This window comes from Geodermatophilus telluris (genome assembly GCF_900102745.1).
GTDB classification, from domain to species: domain Bacteria; phylum Actinomycetota; class Actinomycetes; order Mycobacteriales; family Geodermatophilaceae; genus Geodermatophilus; species Geodermatophilus telluris.
In genome coordinates this window covers 422,110-446,670 of the sequence record NZ_FMZF01000003.1, presented here as the reverse complement: position 1 = coordinate 446,670, position 24,561 = coordinate 422,110, and the positions used below count along the sequence as shown (strand labels likewise).

Here is a 24,561-nt window from a genome sequence, read left to right as displayed (position 1 = left end):
GCCAGGGCAAGGTGGAGGTCGTCGTCCCCCGCTGCCTACACCCCTTGTGCGGGGCATGGCGGCCGACAGCGGTCTCGACGGAGACCGGCTCACCGCCCTGCTGAATCGCAGCACGTGGCCCTACTCGGTACTCCAGCACCGCAAGCCGGGCGGGGGCAGCCGCACGCTCCTGACCCCGGCGCCCGACCTCATGCGACTGCAGCGACGTGTGCTCGATGAAGTCCTGGCGCACCACGCCGTCCACCCGGCTGCCTACGCCTACCGCCCCCGACGCTCCGTGGTCGAGTGCGCGCAGGTGCACTGCCGCGCGCACACCGTCGTCCGGCTCGATGTCGCTGGTTTCTTCGACAACATCCGCGAGAGGCACGTCTACGCGTCCCTCCGTCGGCGTCCGGCCATCGGCGGGCCCCTCTCCGCCGTGCAGGCCTACGAGCTGACGCTCCTGTGCACGACAACGCCCCCGGATAGCGAATCGTGGATCAACAGGGGTACGGGCGCCCGGCGCCTCGGGCAGAGATCGACGGACCCGCTGGTCGCTCGCGCCTACCCGTACCAGGACCAGCGGGAGGGCTTCCTGCCACAGGGGGCGCCGACCAGCGGCGCCCTCAGCAACCTCGTGATGTACGAGGTGGATGTCGAGCTGTCCGGGCTCGCCGACCGCTTGGGCCTGCGCTACACCCGCTACGCCGACGACCTCATCTGGTCGTCGCGCGCGCTCGTGCCCCGCCGAATCATCGCCCAGCTGGTCACCGACGTCCGAACCGTGCTCGCGACGAAAGTTGGCCTACATCTCAACGACGCCAAGACACGCGTCTCGCGCCCTGGCAGCCGACGCCTGGTCTTGGGCCTGCTTGTAGACGGCTCAGCTCCACGCGTACCTAGGGAGACCTATCGGCGTCTTGAGTGTCACGTCCGCGGGGTGCGGATCGCCGGCCTGAGAGCACACGCGGCGCACATGGGTTTCGAGACCCCCGAAGCAGCCCGGAACGCTGTCGACGGGTTGCTGTCCTGGGTTCGTTTCGTGGAACCGGCCAAGGGTCGCTTGCTGACGGACGCCTGGTCACGCGCGCTCGAGGTCGGCGACGTCGAGCTCCTCGGCGATCCCACAAGCACGGAACTACCGAGCGACTTAGACACCGGGGAAGCTCGCGAGTCCATCGCCGCCCTGCTGCGCCACGGATCGGAGTACCGGTCCAGCGCCGAGTTTGCGGACTTGATGCGCTTCATTGGCGGCTTTCACCGGTATGCGCCTTTCAACGCAATGGTCGTACGCCTGCAGCGGCCCGGCTCCACCTTCGTGCTCACCGAGGCCCGTTGGCGGCGTGAATACCGGCGGGTGCCGAAACCGGGTGCCCAGCGCATCATGATCTTCCAACCTCGCGGCCCGTACATGGTGACCTACGACGTCGGCGACACTGAGCCGCTGCGCGAGGCTCCCCCGCTCCCGCACGGCGTCACCGATCCGGTGTCGATCCGGACGGCAATCCCTGTCCAGGCGCTCGAGACGGCGTGGTCCACTCTCCTGGACAACAGCGTGCGGTGGGGCGTGCGCGTCACCCTCGTCGACCATGCAGCCAGTGCCTGCGGGCGCACATACCGCACGCAGATGACTGACCAACTCGTCCGGCGTCCTGGACCGCGGGGCAAAGGCGAGGACGTCCGCCCGTTGCGCTTCGAGGTGGAGGTCAACCGCAACCTGCCCGTGCCGGACCGGCTAGCCACACTCGTGCACGAGTTGGCCCACCTCTCCTGTGGCCACCTCGGTAAACACCCGGAACTCCCATGGCTGGACCGCCGTGGAGGCACGCGCAGGAGAGACGAGGTCGAAGCGGAGGCGACGACGTACCTCGTGCTCAGCCGACTCGACCCGACATTGACGACGGACGACTACCTGCTCGGCCATCTGGGCGAGGGCACTGAGTTGCCCGATGACCTGCGGCTGGACCTCATGGTCAGCTGTGCCTCGCGTCTTCTCGAGATGCTCCTCAGCCGGCAGCCATAGGAGATGTTCACGCAGCACCTGGGAAGCACCTGGTGCCGGAGCCATTCAGGAACGGGCTCGGCCGCCCTCCCGTGGTCATCCTGAACTCATCCCGATCTCGGGTAGCCGCCATGTGAAGCAGAGACCGCCTCCGCTTCACAGCGTCGGCCCGTTCGGCTTCGGGCAAATCCTTGAGCAGGCACTCGGCCGGTACCAGACCCTCGTCGACCCAAAAGACGAGTACGCGGGAGAACTCGCTGCCCTTGGCGCGATGCATGGTCATGACGACAGGCGCGTCCCTGCTTGTGCTGGCCCTGCTCCAGCGAGCGGACCGTGACGCCCCTGTCTGCGAGCCCGTGCCCTCGTTGATCCAGGTCGCGAGCGACCTGGGCCGTGGGCTCGCCGGTCACGAGCACCATCTGCACTGCTTCGGCCTTGAACTACGAGCTGGACCTTCGCCGCTACTCTGGCATGGACAGATTAGCTGTGGAGGGTCTCGAAGGCCCCGGTCGCGGGTTGAGCAGTTGTCGACGTCTTTGCAAGCGAGGCGGCCAGTCGCCATAGGGGTGGCGTTCCGCCATCGGAGGCGAAGCAGCTGCGGCGCTCGTACAGGACGCTCTTGACGTCAGTGGTGGTCACTCCAGTGAAGCCACGCTGGCCAAGCGCCGAGAGCAGCTGCCGCTTGTCCTGATGGGGTGCGGCCGCCAACAACTCCTTGAGGCTGTTGGCCATGGCCTCACGCCGCATGGCGATGTGCTTCGTCGCGCCCACGCGCAGAAGCGAGTCCTTGCTCAGCACATGGTCACTGTCGCGCGAGAACGCGCGTCTGCCAGTAAACGACGCACGACTCGATCCCAACGAGTGAGCGCGAGAGTGCGTCGGGTCGCGGACGTGCTGTGACGGCGCGTCCGACGTCGTCCCCTGTTGACCGTGCGGAGCAGTCCCGGACCGTTGACCTCGCTTGTCGAGGAGGCGGCCATGGATGGCACCACGATCGACACGGGGACCGCGATAGTCAGTGAGCACCTGGCGGCACGTCGGGCTGATCCGGCGACCGGCCGGCTGCATCCCTCGCGCCGGTATGGCCGCCTACGGGTTCCGCCGAGCAAACGAGATAGCGAACCGGCTGCATAGCTAGCGGCCGGGCCATGAGTCCGCCGGCTGGTGCTGGTGCTGGTGCTGGTGCGGGCGCCAGGCCAGGTAGAGCGGTCAGCTCCACCGCGCCGTGCGCCCAGGGCGACGTGCGCGCGCTACGTCGCTCGGCAGATCGCAAGGTCACCAATCTGGTGTCGGCGAACGGCAAGACGGCGAGGATTGCAAACAGCTTCGGTCTCCCCGCTGGACGTCAGCATTCCTGTCCTGGCGCCACTGCCACGTGTGAGCGTGTTTGCTACGCGGGCAAGCTCGAGAAGCTCTACAAGGGCGTGCTCGACGTTCTGACCACCAACATGCAGGCACTCGCGGGGCTCGACCGAGCGGCCATGGGGGCCCTGCTGGCCAACATGATCGACGGCTTCCGCGCCGACTGCGACCGAGCCGAGCGCCGCGGCAGCACCGTGCCGCGCCATTTCCGCATCCACTGGGACGGCGACTTCTTCTCGCTGGAGTACGCGGAGGCGTGGGCCGACGTGATCCGCGCCAGTCCCGACGTCCGGTTCTGGGTCTACACCCGGAGCTTCGACCCTTCGGCCCTCGATGTCCTCCCCGCGCTGACGGACTTGCCCAACCTCACGGTCTACCTGTCGGTTGACCCAGACAATCTGCCGGCGGCCATGGAGGCTCGACGGCGCCACCCATGGGCTCGATGGGCCTACCTCGCGGAGACGTTCGCCGACGGGCGCGCGGACCTGGCGGCCTTGCCGGGCAAGCGCTATCCGTGTCCGGAGAACGGGCGGCGCCTTCCGCTGATCACCGAGAAAGGCTCCGCCTGCATACGGTGCGGCATCTGCCCGAGTGGCCGAGGGGATGTCGTCTTCGCGATAGCGAAGAAGTAGCTCCTGACCCCGGAGGGAATCAGTTGTCGACGACGACGTCCTCCGGCTTCACGAGGCCTGTGGCGACGAGTTCGTGGCGCACCTTGGCGTTCGCCTGCTCCAGATCACGGAGCGGCTTGTCCAGCTGTCGCTTGCCTTCCGCGAACAGCTCGGCCCGCGTGTCCGCGAGGGACGAGGCCAGTGTTGCCCGCGTTCGGATGGCAGCCTCCCCGATCAACCGTGCAGTTTCGGCCGCAGCGGCGAGCACGAGCTCCTGACGAGCGGCGGCGTCCTCAAGCCATTCCCGAGTGACGCGTTCGCCTCCGGGGGACGCGAGCACGACGTCGAAGACGTCTGCGGTCTCCCATGCCGTATCAGCGGCTAACGACCAGGCGCGAGCGCGTCGGCGGGCCAGAGCCGAGTCCTCCTGCGCGCTCGTTGCGTCGACCCGCTTACGCGCTCGGTCCAGCAGCGCTTTCCGGCTCCCGCGGTCCAGCGTCGCGGCCGCGTGGAGATCCGTGCTCGCCGCAGACATAGAGGCCTGAGCTGTCCCCCGCAGACTTGCGGTTGCGACTTCGGCCCGTCGCTGTGCGGTAGGCAGGACGTCTTCGTGCCAGGTGCGGTTGGTGCGGTCCTCGACTTCCGTGATCTTGCTCGAGTAGGCCTCGAGCTTGATCCCGACGTCAGCCCGGGCGTCTTTCAACGGGACCATTCGGAGACTGCGGCTCGCCTGAGAGCCGAGGAAGCCGCCGAGTGCCGACCCGGCAATGCCGCCGAGCCACGTGCCGGCTCCCAGGGTCATCCCACCGCTGAGAACGTCGATACCGCCTCCGACGATGTGACCGATTGTGGCGCCGACGGCAACACCGCCGCCCGTCACCGCGACGTCCGTTCCGACATTCTTGACCAGGCGACCTGTGTCGCCGTGGTGTTTGAGCAGCGCACCTTCCCGGATGCCGCTCCGCACGACCCTGATGGCCGACCCAAGGACGGGGAAGGCGGCGTCATGCACCGCAGCACTCGCTGCGTCGCCGAGGTCACCCGCATCGTGGATGCCGCCGACCACCGGACCGAAGGCGTCGGTCAACGCGTCTTCGGCTCCGGAGAGCGTGAATCCTTCCGCGACGATGACATGGTGACCGTCGAGCATGGCGACGTCGAAGGGTTCGGAGAGATCGACATGCAGGGCGTCCTGCGGGATGTTGGCCGCATCGGAGTTGAGGATGATGGGGATGTCGGGGTTCTCGGCGAAGTGAGATGGACCGACGTTCTGGAAATCCTCCGTCACCTTGACGTTGAAGTCGCGTCCGTCGATGGACAGGTCAGAACCGGGATTGTTGCTCAGCGGCTCCAGTTGGATCCGGTCACCGAGCCAGGGGGAGAGCTGTTCCATGACCTGCTGTTCGCCTACGTGCCCACGCCATTTGATGAGCGAGCTAGCGCTCCACAGGTGATAGCCGTTGTCATGAACGCCGCTCCACAGGTCGAGGCTGTTCGACACCTGGTCGTGGGTCAGCGCCTGCATGGCGTCCAGGACGCTCTGGTTGGGAGTCAGCCACTCGGCGGCGCCAACCCCAGCGGCGATCGCACCTGGCACAACCGCGTCGCCTAGGGCCGACCGGCCGGCGGTGGCCCGTCGGTGCGAGGCTGAGCCTCGAGCACTTGCCCGCGGGTCATCCGCCCCAAGGTCCATCGAGGCCCGAAAGGTCGACACTCCATCCAGGAGTTCAGGTGCCGGTCGAAGGGCGGTCGTTGCCATCGCCGCGAAGCGTCCCCGGACCACCTCGCCGATCTCCGACCGACGTGTGATCCGCGGACCGACGACGGTCAACACGCCGATAATCGCCAACACCAGAACTGTCCCGACAACCCAGAGCATCAAGTTCCCCACTAATGCGTGGCCAGGCCTGGGGAAGGTCGGCGCTAGAGGCACATTCGGTCGCGCGACCCGTGAACTTGAGTCGAGGTGTCGCGCACCCCCTACTTCGGGGCGGCGAACGCTGAAGGGGAAAGTAACTGCCCGGCTGGCTGCAATAGGTCCTCGGGTGTGCCCGACGCCCCCGTTGACGGCGCCGACGGACCGCAGGCCACGACGAGGCGCCTATGGATTTCGTGTACTTGCCTTTCGATGTCGGGCAACGCCTGGGTGAGGTCGACGGCGTGAATGTGCAGGGATATGTCCGACCCACGAATTGCGTGAACTCCCGGATGGGACAAGGGCTTACCCGCATACAGGAGGTGGCCTGCCGAAAGCCCGAGCCGGAGGGCGTACGTGATCAGCTGGTAGGAGTCGGCGTTGGGAAAGGAACCGTCGTCGTCGAGCAGCTTGTACTTGGTGTCGGCGACCGCCAGGACCTCCGAGCCGGCAGAAACCACCAGGTCCGGCTTGATCGTGATGCGCTCGCCCTCGTCCAGGGCATAGGTCTGTTGAGACAGCAGGCGACCAGGACCTGATCGCAGGCACTCCTCCTCGAGGACCTGCGCGACCAGGGCCTCGAAGACCCAGGCCATGTTCAGGGCGAAGCCGTGAGCGACGACGTCACCTACGCGGTGCTCAACGCTCCCGCCGCCGAGCGCCAGGTCGGCCAGGTACAGCAGCCGGTGGAGGTGCCTGTTGAGCCGGGTGGAAATCCACGGCGGCAGCCGCGCCCCCCGAGGAAGGAGGGTCACCTCCGCAAGCATGCGGTCGACTCGGCGGAGCCCGCTACGCGTCGCCTTGGGGATCCCGGGCAAGGTGAGCAGCACCCGCGTCGCGGCGCGGAGGCGTCGGTTCTCGTCCGTGTCGAGCGTCCACTCGTCGACGGTCACCTCGATCGGCGTCACAACGCCGAAGCGGCGGAGCGCCTGATCGACGAGCCGGATCCGTCCCCGGACGACGGGCAGCGACTGGTCCTCTGTCCGGTAGCCGCGCTGCGGACGCTGCGCCAGCGCCGTCTGCGCCTCCCGCTCGAACAGGACCGCCAGCACCGTGCTCAGGTCCGCATCGTCGGCCAGGCCCAGCTGGTCGGCATCCACGTGCAGGTTGCGGACGCCGTGCGCTCGCGCCAGCAGCTGGAGGACCTTGACGGCGCCTACCTTGGGTGCCACCCGCACCTTGAGGTCACCGCAGCGAACCGCCCCCACCCACTGGCCGGCCGCGACCTTCCAACCGTCCCCCTCGGGCGTCGCGGTGACCAGCTTCGTGCCGCTCAGTGCCACCGCCTCGGCGCGGGTGAGGTCGACCCCGGTCAGCACCTGCCCCTCGGACAGGTGCTGCAGCGCTTCCCGGCTCAACCCTCGGCGCCCTCAGGCTGTGGCGCGGCGGCGAGGCCCAGCTCGGTCATCCACTTGGCGAACGGATACCAGCTCCCCAACTGATCCTGGGCGTCGTAGTGATGCTCCCTCAGCATCGGCAGAAGCTCTCGTCGCCAGAGGCGGTCGAGCGCGGCGGGATCCCCGGCGTTGGGTCGCATGAAGTACGACGGTCCGAAGGCCAGCGACGGGTCGAGTCCCCGCTCCACCATCCGCTTGTTGAGGCGGTCCAGGAGATCGGCGACGGCCGTCGGCTGCTCCTTGGCCTCGCACCAGCGTCGGAGCACTCCGCCGAGTGCGGGCTCGGACGTGTCCATCGACAGGAAGACGAACCGCCGCCGCATCGCGGCGTCCAGCAGCGCGATGGAGCGGTCGGCCGTGTTCATCGTGCCGATGATGAACAGGTTGTCCGGGAGGCTGAAGCGTTCGCCGGCGCTGTACAGCAGCTCGATCTCCTGCTGGCGGTACTCGAGGAGAAAGTAGAGCTCTCCGAACACCTTGGCGATGTTCGCCCGGTTGATCTCGTCGATCACCAGCACGAACGGCTTGTTCGGCGCCTTGCTGGCCTCGTCGGCGATCCGCTTGAGGGGTCCCGGCTGCACGCTGAGCGCTGCTCCGGACCCGTCGGTAGTCGGCACAGGGCGGAACCCCTCGACGAAGTCCTCGTAGGAGTAGGTGGGGTGGAACTGCACCAATGCGGACTGGCCCTCGACGACACCGCATGCCTCCAGCAGACGCTGGACCAAGAACGTCTTTCCGGTACCTGGGGGGCCTTCCAGCACGACCTGCTTGCGCTCGTTGAGGCTGATCAGCAGCTCCGTCAGCCAACTGCCATCGGCATGGTGCAGAGACTTCGCCAGCGCGTCGACGTCGCACTCGAGAACCGCAGGCACGGTCGGCTGGCTCTCCGGTACCACCACTTCCAAATCGATCGGGAGATCCGTGTCCTCGAGGTCGACTTCGCCCGTCAGTGCTTCATCCACCTCGGCCAGCGCTTCAAGGGCGGCGTTGATCTCGGTGAGGTCGAGGACGTCTTCGCCCTTGAATCGCATTCGGGTGCGGACAGATCCGGGGAGGCCCTTGACGGACGGGGTCGAGTCGGCGCTCCACGCGACCGGTCGCGTGAGGAGCATCGAGCCGCCGATCCCCTGCAAGGACGCAGGACCGTCCTCCAGGCGTCCCAGGCGGAGTTGCTCGCCGTCGACGGTCGCCACCAGGTCACCAGGCTGCATTCCGAGCACGAAGGCCAGGACGTCGCGCTTCTTGGCCTCGCGCTTGACTACCTGCCAGTCGGAGTACCGCTGGTCCACCAGGGTGCTCACCGCGTCCTGGGTGGGCTCCGCCGGGAGGTGAGTCAGCCGACCGACCGTCAGCGTCACCCGGCCCTGGCTTACCCAGGCCGGCACCCGGTTCTGCTGGTCGAGTTCCCCCCGGACCAGCCAGGCTCGGCCGCCCTCCACGTCTTGGGTCCACTGTTGGAGCAACGGCGCGGTGTCGAATCGGACGGGTTTGCCGCCCTGCTCTGCCTGAAGCTGCAGCGTGATGGTCTTCAGGTCGCGCTCGAGGTCGCCGCTAGGGGTGTCGAGGTGAGTGCCGAAGACGTCGACGACCTTTTCGCGGTCGGCCCGACGCAGGAGCGTGGTGAACGACCCAGGATGCGTGAGCAGGCACAGCAGCGAGGCAACCCGATCGTCGGCGCCTGGCACTCCGTTGACGAGATCGCGGAACGCCCATGGATCGGACCACGCCGCGTCACGGGACTCCTGGGGCTGTTGCCACCAGTGGTCCAGGATACGAACGCACGAAGTCAGCATCGCCACGGGACTGGCGATCAAGGCCTTCCCGCCGTGGACGAACCCGTGCTCGAGGTCTGCGGACAGCTGGATCGGCAGGCCGGGCGGATCCTGGACGGGGATGAGCGGATTGCGGACCCGGCTGCGCTTGGTGCTGCCGATCATGTCGCTGAGTGGGCCGACCAACAGAACGAGAGCTTCCGCAGCCAACGTCCGGGGCGCAAGCCCGACCAATCCGGGGAGGGTGGCCGGCGTGGGCTGTGGCGCCGACTCGAGGTACTCCAACAGCCCCGTCGTGGTGGCCGGATTCCAGACGGATACGTCGGCGAGGAAGGCTGACCCACCGGTCCGCCATGCTTCGAGCACCGGCTCCACGGCTCGCAGCGCATGCGCGGTCCCCGAACCCCCGTGGAGGACGTCGGCAGCGGGGGAGAGCAGCAATTCGGGCAGGGCCTCGCTGCGCGCCGCATCCCAGTCGTCGTATGCCTTGCCGGCTAGGTCATACAGCTCCAGGGGGTCCTGGTACCTCGTAAGCGCCGCGCGGCCTTCACGGGTCAGGCGGAAGCCGCCATCCGACGTGGCGTGCAACCAGCCAGCGTGTTCGTAGGTCGTGGTCAGGTTCCAGCCGAAGTTGGTCCACGCACGTACCGAACCGCTCTTGGTCACGGACGCGTCGTAGGCGTTGAGCGGGACCCGTTGCGCAGTTAGGTCCTGAAGCTCGGTGTACTTCAGCGGCTCGCCCTGCTCAGCCAAGACCTCCAGCGCGGCGCGCAGCCGCGTGCGGCAGCGCAGCACCCATCCGGAGTCCTGAACCGGTTGTCCAGACTCGAAAAGCACCGGCGGCTCGAGAGCTTCCGCTGTCACATGCGCTCCTTGTGGCGTGGGCCTTGCCCGGGGGGCGGGTCGAGGGGGCTGACGAACGGCACGCCGGTGCGGGCGGCCTCGGTCATCGCGTCGTAGGCCTCAAGTACCAGGCGCTTGGTGCGGAACTCGCCGTGATCGCGCTCCTCGTACTTCCGCAGCACCGTAAACGAGTCTAGAACGTGCTCTGCGGCGGCCCGGTCGAGTCCATAAACGCGCAAGATTGCGGCGTCGATCTCGGCACGAAGCTGCTCACGACGGTTCGGGTTCCAACGGAATGGCGCACCTGGATCGGTGCCTACAATGTCCCGGGCATAGGGCCCAATTCTCAGTGAATTGTACGTGAGCTCCAGAACTCGTGGCGTAAGGAACTCCCGCAGGGTGGCACCAAGCCATTCCCGAGTCGCCTCGAAAGTGTGCGGAGCCGGACATGCAAGCTGCTTGGCTGTGAAGTAGTTCATGTGGCTGCCACTTAGCTTCTGACGGCCAATGAAGTCGAAGATTAGGCTCGAGAACACGGCTTGCAGCATGGGTGCGGCTTCCGGGGCCTCCGGCATGGCCAGGAGAAAGGAGTTCCCGACCGCAGTCTTGGGAAGGATGCTCGGCACGAACGTGCGCTCATTGCCTCCGTTCGTAATGTCGCGCCATCCTAGGAGCCAATCACGGTCCCACCTGTCAGGGATAGCATTCACTACGAGCTTCTCGTCCACCCAATACCGGGCGTGGGGTTCAATCGCTGGATTGTCGAGTTCATCCTCGTCGAGGCGCGGCAGCACCACACTGACGCTGTCGTTTGACACTCCGGCGTAGGTGGAAAATCGGTGGTTCCAATGGAAGAGCATCTTGGCTTCATAGAGGGGTAGCCAGCGACGGTACCCGTCGACCCAGGCCCATCCATCCGATATGGCTCCCCGAGACTCAAGCTCCTGGGCGGAAACGAAGACGTCTGAGTCGTTGGTCATGTGAAACAGCGTTCCGAAGCGAAGACTCCAGGGGTTCCCATCGGGAACTCCATCTCGGAGGAGCGCTGGGTGCCGGCGATAGCACGCGAGTGTGATCTCAGCGTCAATCCGGGTCCTAAAGACCGGCAAAGTGCCCGTGTTGGGATTTAGGAGGAGGATCTCGTCTGCCTCTAGCGGGAAGGTCGAGGACGATACGCCAGGAACAGACTTTTGAAAAAAGGCGAGTTTCACTTCGTGCGCCGGTTCGCCTCCGGTCATTGAGGAAACCGCAAAACGGAAACTGCGGTGTACGCCGTCAAACAACGGAGCGCTGTTCTCGAAGTCGTAAAAGGCGACAAGGCGCGAGGCTGCGAGGGTGTCTGCGAAGAAGGCGGCTGTAGTTGCATCGGTGGCTAGGCCTGTAGGCGTGATTACTCCACTCCGCCCTCTGGGTGCAATGCTGGCGCGGAAGTGTTCGGCGAAGACGCTGTAGGTGTTGACGTCCCCGACGCCGCAGAGGGGATAGCGGCCGGAAGTATGAAGGAAGTGGCTGGTAGCTTCCGCCTGGCGCTTGGCCGCGTTGAATTCGTCGAGGAGTTCGGGATGTGAGGTGGTCAGAGCTACAATAGCCCTCTTGCGGGCCGCGGCATTCTTGATCGCGGCAATGTCGGCATCGCGGGATGCAAAAAATTCTTGTTCTTGAACCTTGATGCGTTCCCAGGGTGGGTTTCCGAGCATGGCGCTGAACCCACCCGTCCAGCCCATAACTGTGTTGGCGGGCTCGTCGCCGGGCACGCTGAAGATGTCGGGAAATTCGAGGTGCCAGTGGAAGAGTCGGTGCTGGGCGGCAATCGAATCGACGGTGTCGATGACGTGCTGCGGCGCAGTGCCGCGACTGAGTTCTTCCAGGGTGGCGTGCGTGATCGGCTGATCGTCGGCGGTCTTGTGGCCGAGGAAGGCGGCGCACCAGGCATCGGCGGTGCGGCGGGCTCGAATGGCGGCTTCGGATGACTGTCCGGCCGCGTAGCGCTGGGCAGCCCAGGCGACGTCCGCCAAGGTCTGCCCGGTCGTCGCTCGCTCTGCCACCTGCTCAGCGACGATCCGGAGACCCTCGTTACCGACGGGAATCCCGGCGTCCAGCAGCATGTCGAGCTGGTTGTTGCGCAGCATGCTGTTGCGCTTCTTCCAGGCGGTGACGGTCTTCTTGTCGTCCCCGGCGAGGGCGGTGTAGGCGGCGTCGGGGATGCCGGCGTGGAGGAGTTTCGGTGTGGTGCCGAGGAGGGCGTTGCCGACCTTGATGTGGTGGTCGAGGAAGGACAGCGGCTGACCGGGGGTCATGGCTTCCAGCCACAGGCTGACCTTGGCGAGGTCGGCGGCCATGGGGTTGAGGTCGACGCCGTAGATGCAGCGGGCCACGACGTCGTGCATGGCCTGCTGGAGGTCTGCTGGGCTGGGGTCGACCTCTTCGGTGCGGACCATGGCCAGCCGGTTGGCGATGCGCCGAGCGGCGGCGACCATGAAGTGGCCGCTGCCGATCGCGGGGTCGCAGACGGTGACGGCGAGCAGGGCCTGCTCGCGGTTCGGCTGCTTCTCGGCGTCGTCGAGGACCGGGTCAAGGGCGGTGTCCAGGACGAGGTCGACCAGGTCGCTGGGGGTGTAGTAGCTGCCGGTGGTCTTGCGGTCGTTGCCGGCGAGGGTCTCGAGGGTGAAGACCTGCCGGGTGGGGTCATGGCGGGGAACCAGCTCGAGCAGGGACTCGTAGATCGACCCGAGTTCCTCCGCGCCGAGGTGGCGGAAGTCGACCAGCTGGCGGGGCTGGCCCTTGGGCTGCACGACGGACAGCGAGCGGATCACCTTCAGTAGCGGCTGGTTGCCCAGTCGGGCGCCGGCCAGGACATCGGCGTGGGTGGTGGTGAACAGCCCGCCGAGGCCGGGCAGGCCGAGGCGGGGTTCGCCGTCCTGCCGTCCCAGGGCGGTGAGCACCAGGTCGACGGACTGCCACAAGTCGTCGTGGGCGCTGCCCTGCCGACGGACGGCGAGCCGGCGCAGCCGACCCGAGGAGAAGTGCTGGGCATAGCGGTCGCGAACGTCGCGGGGCGTGTCCGGTGCGTGGAGCGCGTCGCGATCTTCGGCGACGGCCCAGAACAGCAGCCGGTACACGGTGCGCAGCAGAGCGGCGTGCAGATCCTCCAGCCGAATCGCTCCGCCGGCGAGGTCCTCCCGCAGTCGGGCGTTGGCCGGATGCTGCAGAAAGCCGGTGCCCAGCGTCTCCAGGGCATCCTGCACCCCGTCGCGGAGCAGATTCAGGGCGCGCACGCCCTGGCTGATCGCCGTCGTCCGCCAGCGCTCCAGCCAGCAGTCCGACAGCACCCCGTCGGCTGGCACCTCAACGCGGGACTGATGGGCCAGCAGGTAGAGCAGGGCGAACTCGGCGAACAGCTCGCCGTCGAACATCGCCTCCAGGTCGAACTCGACATACGCCTGCCCGGTAAGCGTTGTCGAGTCCCGCAGCAGACGGAGCGCCCGCCCATTGGACACGATCGCCCACAGGTAGTCGTCGGTGCGGTTGAGCAGCTCCTGGACCATCGCGTGCGGAGCCCGCTGTGCCGCACCCGGCACACCCGGCGTCCTCTTGTCCAGCGGCACACCCCAACCCAGGAGATGGATCGGGGTCGAACCCCACAGGTGGCTGACCGGGTACTGCTTGTCCCCGGCGGTCAGCCCGCCGGCGCCGGTCACCGGCACCCGCCCATAGCCGAGCTCGCTGAGCACCGCTGTCAGCCACCGCTCCCGGGTCAATCCGACTGCGGGATCCCCTTCGGGCAGCCGAGCCAGGTCGTCGCGAAACCGGCGGTACACGCCCAGCAGGTGCGTCCACACCCGGGCGGAAGCTTCCCGCGGGTTCTCCCCGGCCAGGTGGTAGTCGGTGGAGCGCAGCCCATCGAGGCTGCCGCCCAGCACCGCCGACAACACGTCCGAGGGAAGGAGACCTCCGCCCACACGCACGGAGACGAACGAGCCGGTCATGCGTTGCTCCCAACAGCCGGCAGGAGCACCTGCAGGCTCAGTACGTCGACGGGGCGTTGGGCGGTCACTGACAGCCCGCGGCGCACGGCGCCGGCTCCGAGGCGGGCTCGGCGGTGGGCGCCGAGCAGCCGGTCGGCGTGCTCGTCGGCGACGTGCTCCAGGTACGGGGTGAGTTCCGGCAGCCCATCGAGTACTCGCTCCGCGGCGAGTCGCGCCGCATCGGCGGGAACGTTGCCGGACGGGTTCGCGCTCAGGAGCACCTCGGCTCGCTCGTCGGAGAGCCAGACCGCGCTTCCTGGTGCCCCTTCGAAGGCCAGGACTCGGGCGTCCTCGGCGACCTGCGAGTGCACGCCGTCCGGCGTCGGAAGCGCGAGCTGGAAGCGGAAGCGGACCAGCAGCAAGGTCGTGCGGGTCTGCACCGCATCGGACCGCATGACTCCGGCCCGCCGGGCCGGGCGGTCGCGCTCGGGCACCGCGCGGTCGAGGGCGCTCTCCAGGACGTAGCGGCCGATGGCTTGCACCGTGGGGTCGGTACGGGCGATCACCGCCTCCCCGCGACCAGCGGGCGGCTCCGCGCGGAACAGCAGCGGGTCATGCACTCCGACGGGCAGGCTGTGCCGCAGCCCGAGCGGCAGGGTGCCGAGGACCGCAGTGAAGCCGTCGTCGACCTGAGTGACCGTGGAGCCAAGGGCTCGCAAGGTGTGGACCAGGAACTGCTCGAGGTCCCCGTGCGCGCCGAGAGCCTCACGGATCTCGGTGACCTCCGTGACGACCTCGTCCGGCTTGATCGTGTGCTGCGCGAAACGGGTGCGGGACGCCTTCTCCTTTTCGGCCGCGGACTGCCAGGCAGCATCGAAGTCGATGGTGCGCTGATCCAGGTCGAGGTCGATCGTCAGCTGCTCGGCGTGGCGGTTGCGCAGGAGCAGTCCCTCGGCCAGCGCGTCGATCAGACCGTCGCCGTTGCCGGGAACGGGAACGGCCACGCCGGTGGCCTTGGCGATCGCGCGGTGCTTGCGGATCAGCACCTCGAGGACGATCTCGTCGATGCCGTTGTCCTCGCCGTAGAGCGTCAGTGCGCGGACGACGTCCTTGCGCTGGCCGAAGCGGTCGACGCGGCCTTCGCGCTGCTCGTGCCGAGTGGGGTTCCAGGCCAGGTCGTAGTGGAGGACGGCGGAGAAGGCCTCCTGCAGGTTGACGCCCTCGGAGAGGCAGTCGGTCGCCACCAGGACGTGTCGGCCCGGCATGTCGACCAGTTCTTGCACTCGGCGCGCTCGCTCCGCGGGCGGCAGCAGGCCGGTGACGACGCCGACGTTGACGTCGGCACCGCGCTTGCCGCTCAGGGCGGTGGCGAGGTGCTCGCCGATGTACTCGGCGGTGTGGATGAAGCGGCAGAAGACGATCGGCGCGAAGCCGTCGGCGAGCAGCTGCTTGACCTGGCCGATGACCATGGCCAGCTTGCGATCCTGGTCGACACCCTCGAGCTCCGCCGCCCGACGCGCAAAGGCGGAGAGTCGCCTGCGCTCCGCTTCACCGCTCGTGGCCTCGAGCTCCTCCGGCTGGTGCACGAGCGCGCCGGGCGTCATGTCGAGCCCTTCCAGCGTCTCGTCATCGGCGCTGTCGAGCACGCCCGCGCGCCCCAGGGCATCGACCTCCGCCGCGTTCGTGACATCCGCGTTCGATGCCCGCGTGCCCAGCGTGGCGACGGCCGCCCGAGGGCTGGACGCCATGGCACGCAGGAGCGCCAGCGCCGACCACCACCGGACGCGGCTACGCGCCCCCGAGACGCTGTCGCGGACCTGCTCGCGCGCGTAGGTCAGGACGTCCTCGAAGAGGTCCTTGTACGCGGGGCTCAGCGTGTAAGGGACGTCCCTCGTCTCCCTGTCCCGGGGGAAGGGCGTGTCCTCGTCCAGGTAGTGACGGATGTCGGCGCGCCGACGCTGAACGAAGTGTCGCGCCAGCAACGTCCTCCCGGCCGAGCTGCTGAGGTCGACCGCTGCCAGGTCCGGGTGGCAGAGACCGACCAGGTTCGCGAACGCCGTCTCGTCACCAGAGTGCGGCGTCGCGGTGGTGAGGATGAGGTGGCGGCTCTCGTCGGCGGCCAGGGACTTGAGCAGCTCATACCGCTGGTGGCGGGACTGCTGGCCGGCGGCGCTGCCCGCGACGGAGTTGTGCGCCTCGTCCACGATCACCAACTCAGGGCAACGAAGCACGAACTCGTGACGGCGCCGGTCGGACTTGATGAAGTCGGTCGAGACGATGACGTGCGGATAGCGGTCAAACAGCGACTCGTTGAGCATGAGCCCGCGTTCCAGGCCCTTGACCGTGCTGGTCAGGACCAAGGCGGCATCGATTCCGAACTTCTCCCGCAGTTCGCGCTGCCACTGCTCTGCCAAGGCCGGCGAGCACAGCACAGCCATGCGCTTGACGCTGCCCTGGGCGAGAAGCTCGGCGGCGATCAGGCCGGCCTCGATGGTCTTCCCGATGCCCACGTCGTCCGCGATGACCAGACGGACCGTGTCCTGACGCAGGGCCATCATCAAGGGCACGTACTGGTAGTTCCGCGGACTGACGCTGATCCCGGCCAACGATCGGAAGGGCCCGGCCGAGGACTGGAAGCCGACTCGCAGCGCCGTGCGGAGCAGCTCGGTCGAGGCGGCGTCGCCCAGGTCGTCGGCTGCGGGGACGGGGAAGGTCGCGGGCTCGACGCCCTCGTCGGGGAAGACCCCCACCACGTCGTCCGGCCCGCCGCCCAGTGGCTGGAGCAGCAGGAATTCCGGGGTCGTGTCGGGAAGCACCACCCACTCACGTCCGCGGGCGCGAACCAGCCCGCCGACGGCGAAGTCGACGGTCTTCTCGGTGATGCTCAACGTGCAGTCCTTCCAGGTCCAAAAATCCACGCATGCTTGGCGACGAGCGCCGCCCAGTTGTCGCTGTGATGCACCCGGACGACCGTCCAGCCGAGGTCCTCGAGCCGTTCGGTCGCCCGCTCGTCGCGCAGCTGCTGCGCCTCGGCGTCGTGGTGCGGACCGTCGACGAAGACCGCGACGGGGCTGCCCGGAACGTTGTAGACGAAGTCCGGACGGGCGTTGGCCGCGCTGACCGTCTGCTGCGCGTCGTCCGGGAGGCGATGGCCGTTCTCCTGCAGCCAGTCGACGAACCGGCGCTCCAGGCCGGAATCCGACAGGGCCGACAGCCACTCCTGCTGCTCCGACCGGTCACGCTCCCCGGCGCCGGTCGTCACCTCGGCCTCTAGCAGCTCGCGAAGCTGCGGGACGATCTGGTGCCGGTCGATTGCACTGTGGTCGTACTGGTTCCCGTACGACAGCAGGCAGTCGTAACAGCCCTTCTCGCACCGCTCCCGGGCGCCAGGGGCCTTGCCGAGATCGGCGCCGCTGTCGGGGTCGTAGTGGATGAGCTCGAGCGCCTTGCGTGCGACGTCCGCCAGCTTTCGGGGTTCTTCGAGCAACCGGCTCAGGACGCCGGCGCCACCCTCGGCGGACTCGTTCAGCAGCATCCGTCCGCGGCCCTCGGCGTCGGGCAGCTCCACGCTGTCGAGTTCGGAGTCCTCCAGCTGGAAGGTCGCCTCCGCAGCCCGCTCGAGTGCCGCGCGCAGGGTCACGGCGACGGTCTCCGAGGCGGGTTCGGTGAGTCGGAGCACGAGGACGTTGCGCCGGTCCTCGACGTATGGGGTGACCTTCTCCTTCGCAGCGACGTCCTCCGCCGCGTCAAGGCTCTCGGTGTCGACCGTCTTGTCGGCGGCCTTGGTCTCCGACAGCCACCTACCTTCTCTCAGGTCGAGCCAGAAGCCCCGGTCGCTCGGGTTCTTCCGGCGGCGGCGGCCGACGCTGGCGATGCGCATCACGGCCGCGTCGGCGTGCACGAGCTCGAGCACGGCCTGGCCGTCGACGACCGCCTCGGCTTTGGTGAAGCCTGCGCGTCCGCCGCGGTCGGGGAAGCGGAAGGAGACCTCGAGGTCGAAGCCGGACCTGCGTCGTTCCTCCTCGTCGCTGCTGATGCGCTCACGCCGGCGGGTGAACACGGTCTGCAGGCGCAGCAAGCCGTACTGGGAGACGCCCAGCTGCGCGCCGCAGTGCTCGCAGGTGTCGGTGCCGACGACGACGGGGTGGTGGTAGCCGCAGTACTCGCACCGCTTGGCGGTCTCGGTCACCGCACCACTGCTGTTCGTCTCGCCCGGGTCGCGGGGGAGCTGGATACGAGTCACCTCGTACCGCGCCCCCTCGTGGTAGATGAGCGCACCGGGCCCGAACTCGCTGATGGCGAGGAAGCGCGGTCGCTGGATGTAGTCGCCGTCGACCTTTCCGCCGCGCCGGGCCGGGATGTACGCGGCGAGCGGCAGCCGGGGAAACGAATAGCCGGGCAGGAATCCTTCGCTGGCCAGGTACCGGTACGAGTAGAAGTCGGTGGCGCCGACCTCCCGGTCCTCGTTGCGCAGCAGGATGAGCTGGTTGCGCGCATCCGCGCGACGGCGCTCGGCCTGCTGCCGATCGCGCCTGCTGGACTTCACGTTGATCGCCAGCTTGTGCTGCTCGTGGTACTCGGTCAGTGCCGCGAGGAAGAGCTGCCGCCAGCGGTCGAACGACTGGTCCAGCAGCCGGGCGGCATGCTTGACCTGGTCGTGCACCCACGTGTCGCTCCACCACGGCGGTTCGCCACCGGTCGCCTGCCACGTCCGACGCAGGTCGGCCATCACCCGCTGGGCGGTGCGCTCCGCCCGCAGCGTGACGTCCGAGTCCGACAGGGCCTGCCAGAGGTTGGGCAGCAACCGGAGGGTCGGGGTGTCCCCGTCGGCCTCGAGCAGGTCAGTGATGGACGAGTGCATCGACTGATCGGTCTCGGCCAGCCACATGGCGTGCACGTGCGAGCGGATCAGGTCCTCGTTGGTGAGGTCGAGCCGCGGAGCCACGACCGAGCCGGCCACCATGTCGCGGGACCGGCGGAACCAGTAGCTGTCGTGCGCGTTCCCGGTCGAGCAGTAGGTGAGGACGAGGGCGGGTTGACCGCTCCGGCCGGCACGCCCGGAGCGCTGGGCGTAGTTCGCCGGTGTCGGCGGCACGTTGCGGAGTCCAACGGCGTTCAGGCTGGAGATGTCGACGCCGAGCTCCATGGTGGGGGAGCAGTACAGAAGTGGGAGGTCGCCCTTGCGGAACGCGTCCTCACGACCAAGACGCATCTGCTGAGGCACCTGAGCGGTGTGCTCGCTGGCGTGCATCCCGGAGAAGCCGGCTGCCAGGTCCCTGTAGAGATCGCGGAAGAACGGGTTGACCCGTGCGGTCGCCTCGCCCTTGAACCGGCGCCGGAGCGGGTCCGGGGCCCCTTCCTTCCCGTCGCCGGCTAGCCAGCGAAGGGCCGCGGCGCGCAGCCGGTACTCCGACCCGTCCGGGCCTTCCGACCTGATCAGCAGACCTGCCTCGGCGAGGACGTGCAGCAGATCGAGGATGACCTTGCTGGCGTCGTCCGTCTTGACCACACCAGGAAGCCCGGCTGCGTCCGTGCGGAGATAGCGGCCGAAAGCGCCCCGCCCGGTCAGCGCCAGTCGCCCACGCGGGCCGCCCGGCTTGGACGGGCGCGGAGCGGCATGCCCGACTTCCACCAACCGCTCGTCCTCGGACATGGCCCAGGGATCGATGAGCTGCTGGCGAGACTCCTTCCGCAGCCGCTCCAGTCCCTCCTCGGTCAGGCAGTCGACGTCGATCGCACGCACTCGACGCAGCTCATCGAGGAGGATCCGGCCCAGTTCCTCCCGCTGTGCCGCAGAGATCTGCTCCAGCAAGTAGGTACCGGCCCAGGACTCGTCGTCCTCCGCGAGCTCCATTAGGTCGCGGTAGTCGACCCGGAGCAATCCGGTCTGCTCGAGGTTCGGCATCGTGACCCGCCAGCCTCGCTGCAGGTCCACGTACAGCTGGTACTCGACCACTGCGCGCAGCGCTCGTTCCGCGGCCGCCTTGGCGCTGAACTTCGCGTGCGGGTTCGCGGAGAAGTCCGCCGTCTGCAGGCCGAGCGAATCGGTCACCGCGCCGGCGATCGTGTCGTGCGTCAGTCCCTCCGCCCCGGCCTTCTCCAGTGCTGCGTGGAGTGCTGCGCGCAACTGGCTGACCTGGACGAAGTCGTTGAAGTGGCCGGCCTGCAGGCTGGCGTCCTGCCGGTTGTCCACGAACGTCAGCAGCTTGCGAGCGTCTGCGTCGAGGTCCTTGAGGGGCACCGAGCGGAGGTGCCGCACGATGGACGCGCTGAGGAGGGTGACGGCGCTAGATCGGCCCTCGGAGTCGAGAGTGGCGAGCTTGCCGAAGTCCTGGCCGCGAACCTGCTCGTAGGACACGCCGCAGCGCATGCAGAAGGCGAACGGCGTGGAGACGAACCAGGCCGGCAGCCCGAGCCCGGCGTTGTCCAGCGTGCCGTCAGGCAACACGTAGACCTTCTCGGGCAGGTACTTCTTCTTGCTGTCGAGGATCTCGACGCGGTCCGTGTCCGGATCGGTGACGAGCCAGGACTCGGGCAGGCGGCCACTGGCCAGCGGGTCATTGGGCCAGGGCAGGTCGGCGGAGACGTACAGATAGCCGGTGATGTTGTCGCCGCCGCTGGCGTCGGCGTCCCGGCGGGACACCAACGAGCTTCGGCCGGCCTGCTTTGCCTTCGCGACGACCAAGTACTCCTGACCGCACTCGCGGCAGAAGCCGAGGGGGAGCAGGGCCTTGTCGGGGTGGTCCGGAACGGTCACCTGGTACGAGCCGGTGATGTGCCGGGTGTCCTCCGGCTCCAGGGAGACGTACACGGTGTCGCCCTTGGACAGGAATTGGTGGAGCCGGAAGGCGAACACCGGGCGGTCGATGACCGGCTGCCGGACACGGGAGCCCTCTTCGAGCACCCGACGCAGCGCCGTCCGGCAGGCCTCCTTGGTGTGTCCGGTGAGCTCGGCGAGGGTGCCGGCGGCTTCAGGGAGGGTGGTTGGGGCCCGGCGGACGAGTCGACCCGTCCCTGCCTCATGGTCGAGACCGAAGGTCGTCTCGATCCAGCCGGCCAACGGGTCGGCGGCGAACTCGGCGTGGCCACGTGTCTGCTCGGGACCCTGCGCCGCATCGACGGCTGACCGGAGCTGCTCCGCAGCTGGGGCGGTCGCGGTGGTCGCCCGGGTGAGGGTCTCGCCGATGACCCGTTCCGGGGTGACTTCAGAGCCGAACAGCCGGGTGGCCACGTCGGCGACGACGGCGTTGCGCTCGGCGGTCGTCCCGGCGCTGGCCATCGTGGCGCTCGTGCCGACGATCTGGAGGTCGTCAGTAGCGCACTGATCGCGGAGGCGGCGGATGAGCATCGCGACGTCCGCGCCCTGGCGACCGCGGTAGGTGTGCAGCTCGTCGAGGGCGAGGAAGCGGAGCCCCTGCGCGGCCCGCACCAGGTGCTTGCGCTCCTCCGGCCGGGTGAGGACCAGCTCGAGCATCACGTAGTTGGTGAGCAGGATGTCCGGCGGCTCGGCGAGGATCCGGCGTCGCTCGTCCTGGCTCTCCTGCCCGGTGTAGCGGGCGAATGTGACCGGCTCGCCGCCCTCGGGGTAGCCGAAGCTCAGGAACTTCTCCAGCTCGCCGACCTGTGAGTTGGCCAGCGCGTTCATCGGGTAGACGACGATCGCCTTGACGCCCGGTCGCCGCTTCCCGCCGTTCGCGTCCCGGTCGCGGAGGACGGCGTCGACGATCGGGATGATGTAGGCCAGGGACTTGCCCGAGCCGGTGCCGGTCGTCAGGACATAACTCTTGCCGGTTCGCGCCGCCTCGATCGCCTCGCGCTGGTGCTGGTGCAGCACGATCGGGTCGCGGCCGGCGTCCTGGGGACCGCTCTTGCGGCGGAAGATCCGCTCGCACTCCTCGTGGAGTAGGCCTTCCCTCACGAGGTCTGGGATGGCACCACCCGAGGCGAAGGACGGGTTGAGGCTCAGCCACGGGTCGGGCCACTGGACGCCGTCGCGGAACTGCGCCTCCACGAACGTGGAGATGCGCTGATCGCGGACCTGGACGAACCCGGACGTGAAGTCCCGGTAGTCGGCGATGACCTGCTCGTGGATCTTGAAAACGTCCAAAACCAACCCATCCCCGTTCCGGTTCTGGGTTGACCTTAGAGTGCGCGCGCCGTGACACCGAGCGACCTACCTCACGCGCGGGACCCCTGTGACGAGTGGGTCCAATGCGGGGCCGCCGTGTCAGCAAGTTGGCCACGCGACTCTTGCTGCGTGGAACAGGTCTGCGGGCGGGGCCTGCCTCCAGCTGGCAGAAGCTCGCCTCGGCGCTGGCCTTTGTGGGAGAGCACGAGAAGGAGGGACTGTACTGGCTGCAGCCGTGGAGACTCAGGTCCGCTGCTCCCGGGGACAGCCGGCTTGGCGGTCAAGGGGCTCGCGGAGCGCCGGGACACCTCGTCGGCGCCAACGCCGATCGCTACACGTCCAGGCCGCCGCGAGGAGGCTGAGTCATCGCTGGGTCAGGCAGGCCCGTCGCCGTCTGCCTGAGCCAGTCGCCAGCGTGCCGCTTCTCGGTGAGCGTCGGTGAACAGGTCGACCCAGTACTCATCCAACACGGCTTGCTCCACAGTGAGATCTCGCCTACCCATTGAGATCAGGCGCTGGAAGCCCGTCTGGACGTCACCGTTCGTCAGCAGGCGGCGGGCAGCAGTGGCGGCCCCACCAGGGCCGTTCATCATGCTGATCCACGCGGTCGGCGTATATCCCAGCTCTCGGGACTCGTCGACAGCAGCCTGGCATGCCCGTTGAAACTCCTCCGCCAGCGTCACCGGGGGAGTGTGCCTCAGCGCAGCCGCGCACAGGAAGCACGAGTGCCGATCAACGCCGCTCCGAGCAATTCCGAGCAGCAATGAGCCTCAAAGGGTCAACCAGCTGGCGCTACGGTTCGTCATTCCGACAGCCCGATGTAGCAGCTGTCCCCGCGCCGCCTCAGCGGCCCAGCGCCGATGCAATGTGCTGGGCCAGGCCGCGTGCCAGCTCGACCGGGACGGCATTGCCGATCTGACGGGCGATGTCCAGCTTGCCGCCACACCACAGAAATTCGTCCGGGAACCCCTGAAGCCGGGCGGCTTCGTGATGAGTGATGGCGCGAGGCTGTTCGGGGTGGAGGTAGCGGCCCTTCTCGGGCTTGAAGAACTCGGTCCGGATGGTCACCGAGGGCCGGTTCCAGTGCATGCGCCCCATCACATCGAACGAGCCGGAGTTGTGCCCGATCCAGCACGGGGCCTTCAGCTTGTTGGGCAGGTTGCGGCGGTCTCCCCCTGGAGGGATGTGCCGGAATCGCTTGAGGGACAGGTCCTGGTAGTTACGAGTCAAGTGCAGGTCAGGGGACTTGAAGACGCCTGGGAGCACGCGTCCGAAGGCCTCGGTCGTCATTGACGGGAGCCGCTGGTCGTCCGGGTGTACGACTTCGTCGAGCCCTTCGAGGGCCTGGCGCACGGTCCGCCATTCGTCCTGGGGTACCGACCCAGTGGGCACGTCGATCTTCGACAGTTCGCGATGGGTGCCAATCACGATGAAGCGTCGGCGGAGCTGGGCCGCGCCGAACTCGGTGGCCCGCACGATGCGGGCGTCAATCTGATAGTCCTCGAGCAAGCCGCCGGAATCGGTCTCCTGACGGAGCATCTGAAACTGGTCGCTCGCGCCGAACCGGTCGACGTTCTCGATGAGGAAGGCCCTCGGTTGGACCTTGATCAGCGTCTCCACGTAGTGACGCCACAGCTCGTTGCGGGGGTCGTCGATCCTGCGCTTGTTCAGACTTGAAAAGCCCTGGCAGGGTGGTCCGCCGACGACGACGTCTGCGTCTGGCAGTTCCCCGGTTACCCAGTCCTCGATCTTGCCCCAGTGGACGTGGTCCTCGCCGAAGTTGGCCGCATACGTCGCGGCCGCGGCGAGGTCGTGTTCGACCGCTGCCACGGGCTCGAAGTGCCCGGTCTCCTTGAAGCCTTGGGTCAGGCCCCCGCAACCGGCGAAGAGGTCGATCACTCGCAGGGGTGTCGCCACACCCGCTGTCGAATCAGGGTCGCGACCAGCTCCGCCCATTGAGGTAACACCCGCCGTTCTTGCTGGCGCGTGCCCTCGCAGTGGCACGCGTGTCCTTCCCCGCGACACTATCGAGCGCGGGCTGCCACCGACCGTAAGCGCGCCCAACGACAGTTCCTTCCCGGGCCCCTACAGCTGTTGTCGGGTGGGGTGGGCGGGGCAACTGCGCATGTCGCCAAGCAGGATGGGTGTGTGGGGGAGGCTGAGCGGGTGACGGCTCGCCCCCCCGCATCGAGCCCAGAAGTGGCGGCACGGATGAGTCGCGCCCGGCGGCGCGACACCGCCCCCGAGGTGGCTATACGGCGCGAGGCGCACCGTCGGGGCCTTCGCTATCGGGTCGATGCGGCGTTGCCAGGACTGCCGCGCCGGCGGGCGGACATGGTCTTCGGTGGCCGACACGTCGCCGTCTTCGTCGACGGGTGCTTCTGGCATTCGTGCCCGATCCATGCGACGACCCCCACGGCGAACCGCGAGTGGTGGGTCGCGAAGCTCGAGCGAAATCAGCAACGCGACCGCCAGACCGATGAGCACCTCCGAGAGCTTGGGTGGACGGTGCTCCGCTTCTGGGAGCACGAGAACCCGATCGCAGCCGTCGACGTCATCGAGCGAGTGGTCCGCGGGACCTAGCCGA

At 67.9% G+C, this 24,561-nt stretch carries 13 protein-coding genes; 3 read left to right on the top strand and 10 right to left on the bottom strand.

What is annotated here, in order from left to right; all coding sequences use genetic code 11:
* Positions 1–55 precede the first annotated feature (55 nt).
* Entirely contained in the window at positions 56–2,002 is a 1,947-nt protein-coding gene (locus BLQ97_RS12495; protein ID WP_139173611.1) for a reverse transcriptase family protein, read from the top strand.
* Positions 2,003–2,009: 7 nt separating this feature from the next.
* On the opposite strand, the gene BLQ97_RS24425 is transcribed toward BLQ97_RS12495, so the two are convergent.
* Positions 2,010–2,258: a hypothetical protein gene (locus BLQ97_RS24425; RefSeq protein WP_425402617.1), complete on the bottom strand. Its 249-nt coding sequence runs from the start codon at positions 2,256–2,258 to the stop codon at positions 2,010–2,012.
* Between the two features lie 203 nt (positions 2,259–2,461).
* Positions 2,462–2,779, bottom strand: coding sequence for a hypothetical protein (locus BLQ97_RS12485; protein WP_091366177.1), 318 nt, complete (start codon positions 2,777–2,779; stop codon positions 2,462–2,464).
* A 443-nt stretch (positions 2,780–3,222) separates the two neighbouring features.
* On the opposite strand from BLQ97_RS12485, the gene BLQ97_RS12480 reads away from it, so the two are divergent.
* On the top strand, positions 3,223–3,975 hold the full coding sequence (locus tag BLQ97_RS12480) for a GP88 family protein (RefSeq protein WP_091366176.1): 753 nt from the start codon (positions 3,223–3,225) through the stop codon (positions 3,973–3,975).
* Between the two features lie 19 nt (positions 3,976–3,994).
* Here BLQ97_RS12480 and BLQ97_RS12475 read toward each other — a convergent pair whose 3' ends face one another.
* The 8 genes from BLQ97_RS12475 to BLQ97_RS12440 form a co-directional block, all read right to left on the bottom strand.
* Positions 3,995–5,806 (bottom strand): hypothetical protein, encoded by a 1,812-nt coding sequence (locus BLQ97_RS12475; RefSeq protein ID WP_139173609.1) that lies wholly within the window; start codon positions 5,804–5,806, stop codon positions 3,995–3,997.
* A 128-nt stretch (positions 5,807–5,934) separates the two neighbouring features.
* On the bottom strand, positions 5,935–7,227 hold the full coding sequence (locus BLQ97_RS12470) for an McrC family protein (protein WP_091366174.1): 1,293 nt from the start codon (positions 7,225–7,227) through the stop codon (positions 5,935–5,937).
* Positions 7,224–9,902, bottom strand: coding sequence for an AAA family ATPase (locus tag BLQ97_RS12465; protein WP_217637168.1), 2,679 nt, complete (start codon positions 9,900–9,902; stop codon positions 7,224–7,226). The genes BLQ97_RS12470 and BLQ97_RS12465 overlap by 4 nt, the downstream gene beginning before the upstream one ends.
* The gene (locus BLQ97_RS12460) at positions 9,899–13,867 is read right to left on the bottom strand and encodes an Eco57I restriction-modification methylase domain-containing protein (RefSeq protein WP_091366173.1); all 3,969 of its coding nucleotides are present in this window, start codon (positions 13,865–13,867) and stop codon (positions 9,899–9,901) included. The genes BLQ97_RS12465 and BLQ97_RS12460 overlap by 4 nt, the downstream gene beginning before the upstream one ends.
* Complete coding sequence (locus BLQ97_RS12455; RefSeq protein WP_217637167.1) at positions 13,864–16,734, bottom strand: helicase-related protein; 2,871 nt, start codon at positions 16,732–16,734, stop codon at positions 13,864–13,866. The genes BLQ97_RS12460 and BLQ97_RS12455 overlap by 4 nt, the downstream gene beginning before the upstream one ends.
* The gene (locus BLQ97_RS12450; RefSeq protein ID WP_091366457.1) at positions 16,731–21,953 is read right to left on the bottom strand and encodes a DEAD/DEAH box helicase; all 5,223 of its coding nucleotides are present in this window, start codon (positions 21,951–21,953) and stop codon (positions 16,731–16,733) included. Before BLQ97_RS12450 ends, BLQ97_RS12455 begins: the two co-directional genes overlap by 4 nt.
* Before the next feature lie 395 nt (positions 21,954–22,348).
* Positions 22,349–22,657, bottom strand: a complete 309-nt coding sequence (locus BLQ97_RS12445; RefSeq protein WP_091366172.1) for a hypothetical protein — start codon at positions 22,655–22,657, stop codon at positions 22,349–22,351.
* Between the two features lie 160 nt (positions 22,658–22,817).
* Positions 22,818–23,873: a DNA cytosine methyltransferase gene (locus tag BLQ97_RS12440; protein ID WP_245692116.1), complete on the bottom strand. Its 1,056-nt coding sequence runs from the start codon at positions 23,871–23,873 to the stop codon at positions 22,818–22,820.
* A 312-nt stretch (positions 23,874–24,185) separates the two neighbouring features.
* Between BLQ97_RS12440 and BLQ97_RS12435 the strand changes: the two genes are divergently transcribed.
* A complete protein-coding gene (locus tag BLQ97_RS12435) occupies positions 24,186–24,557 on the top strand; it encodes a very short patch repair endonuclease (RefSeq protein ID WP_091366456.1) in 372 nt (123 codons plus the stop codon).
* The last annotated feature ends 4 nt before the right edge of the window (positions 24,558–24,561 follow it).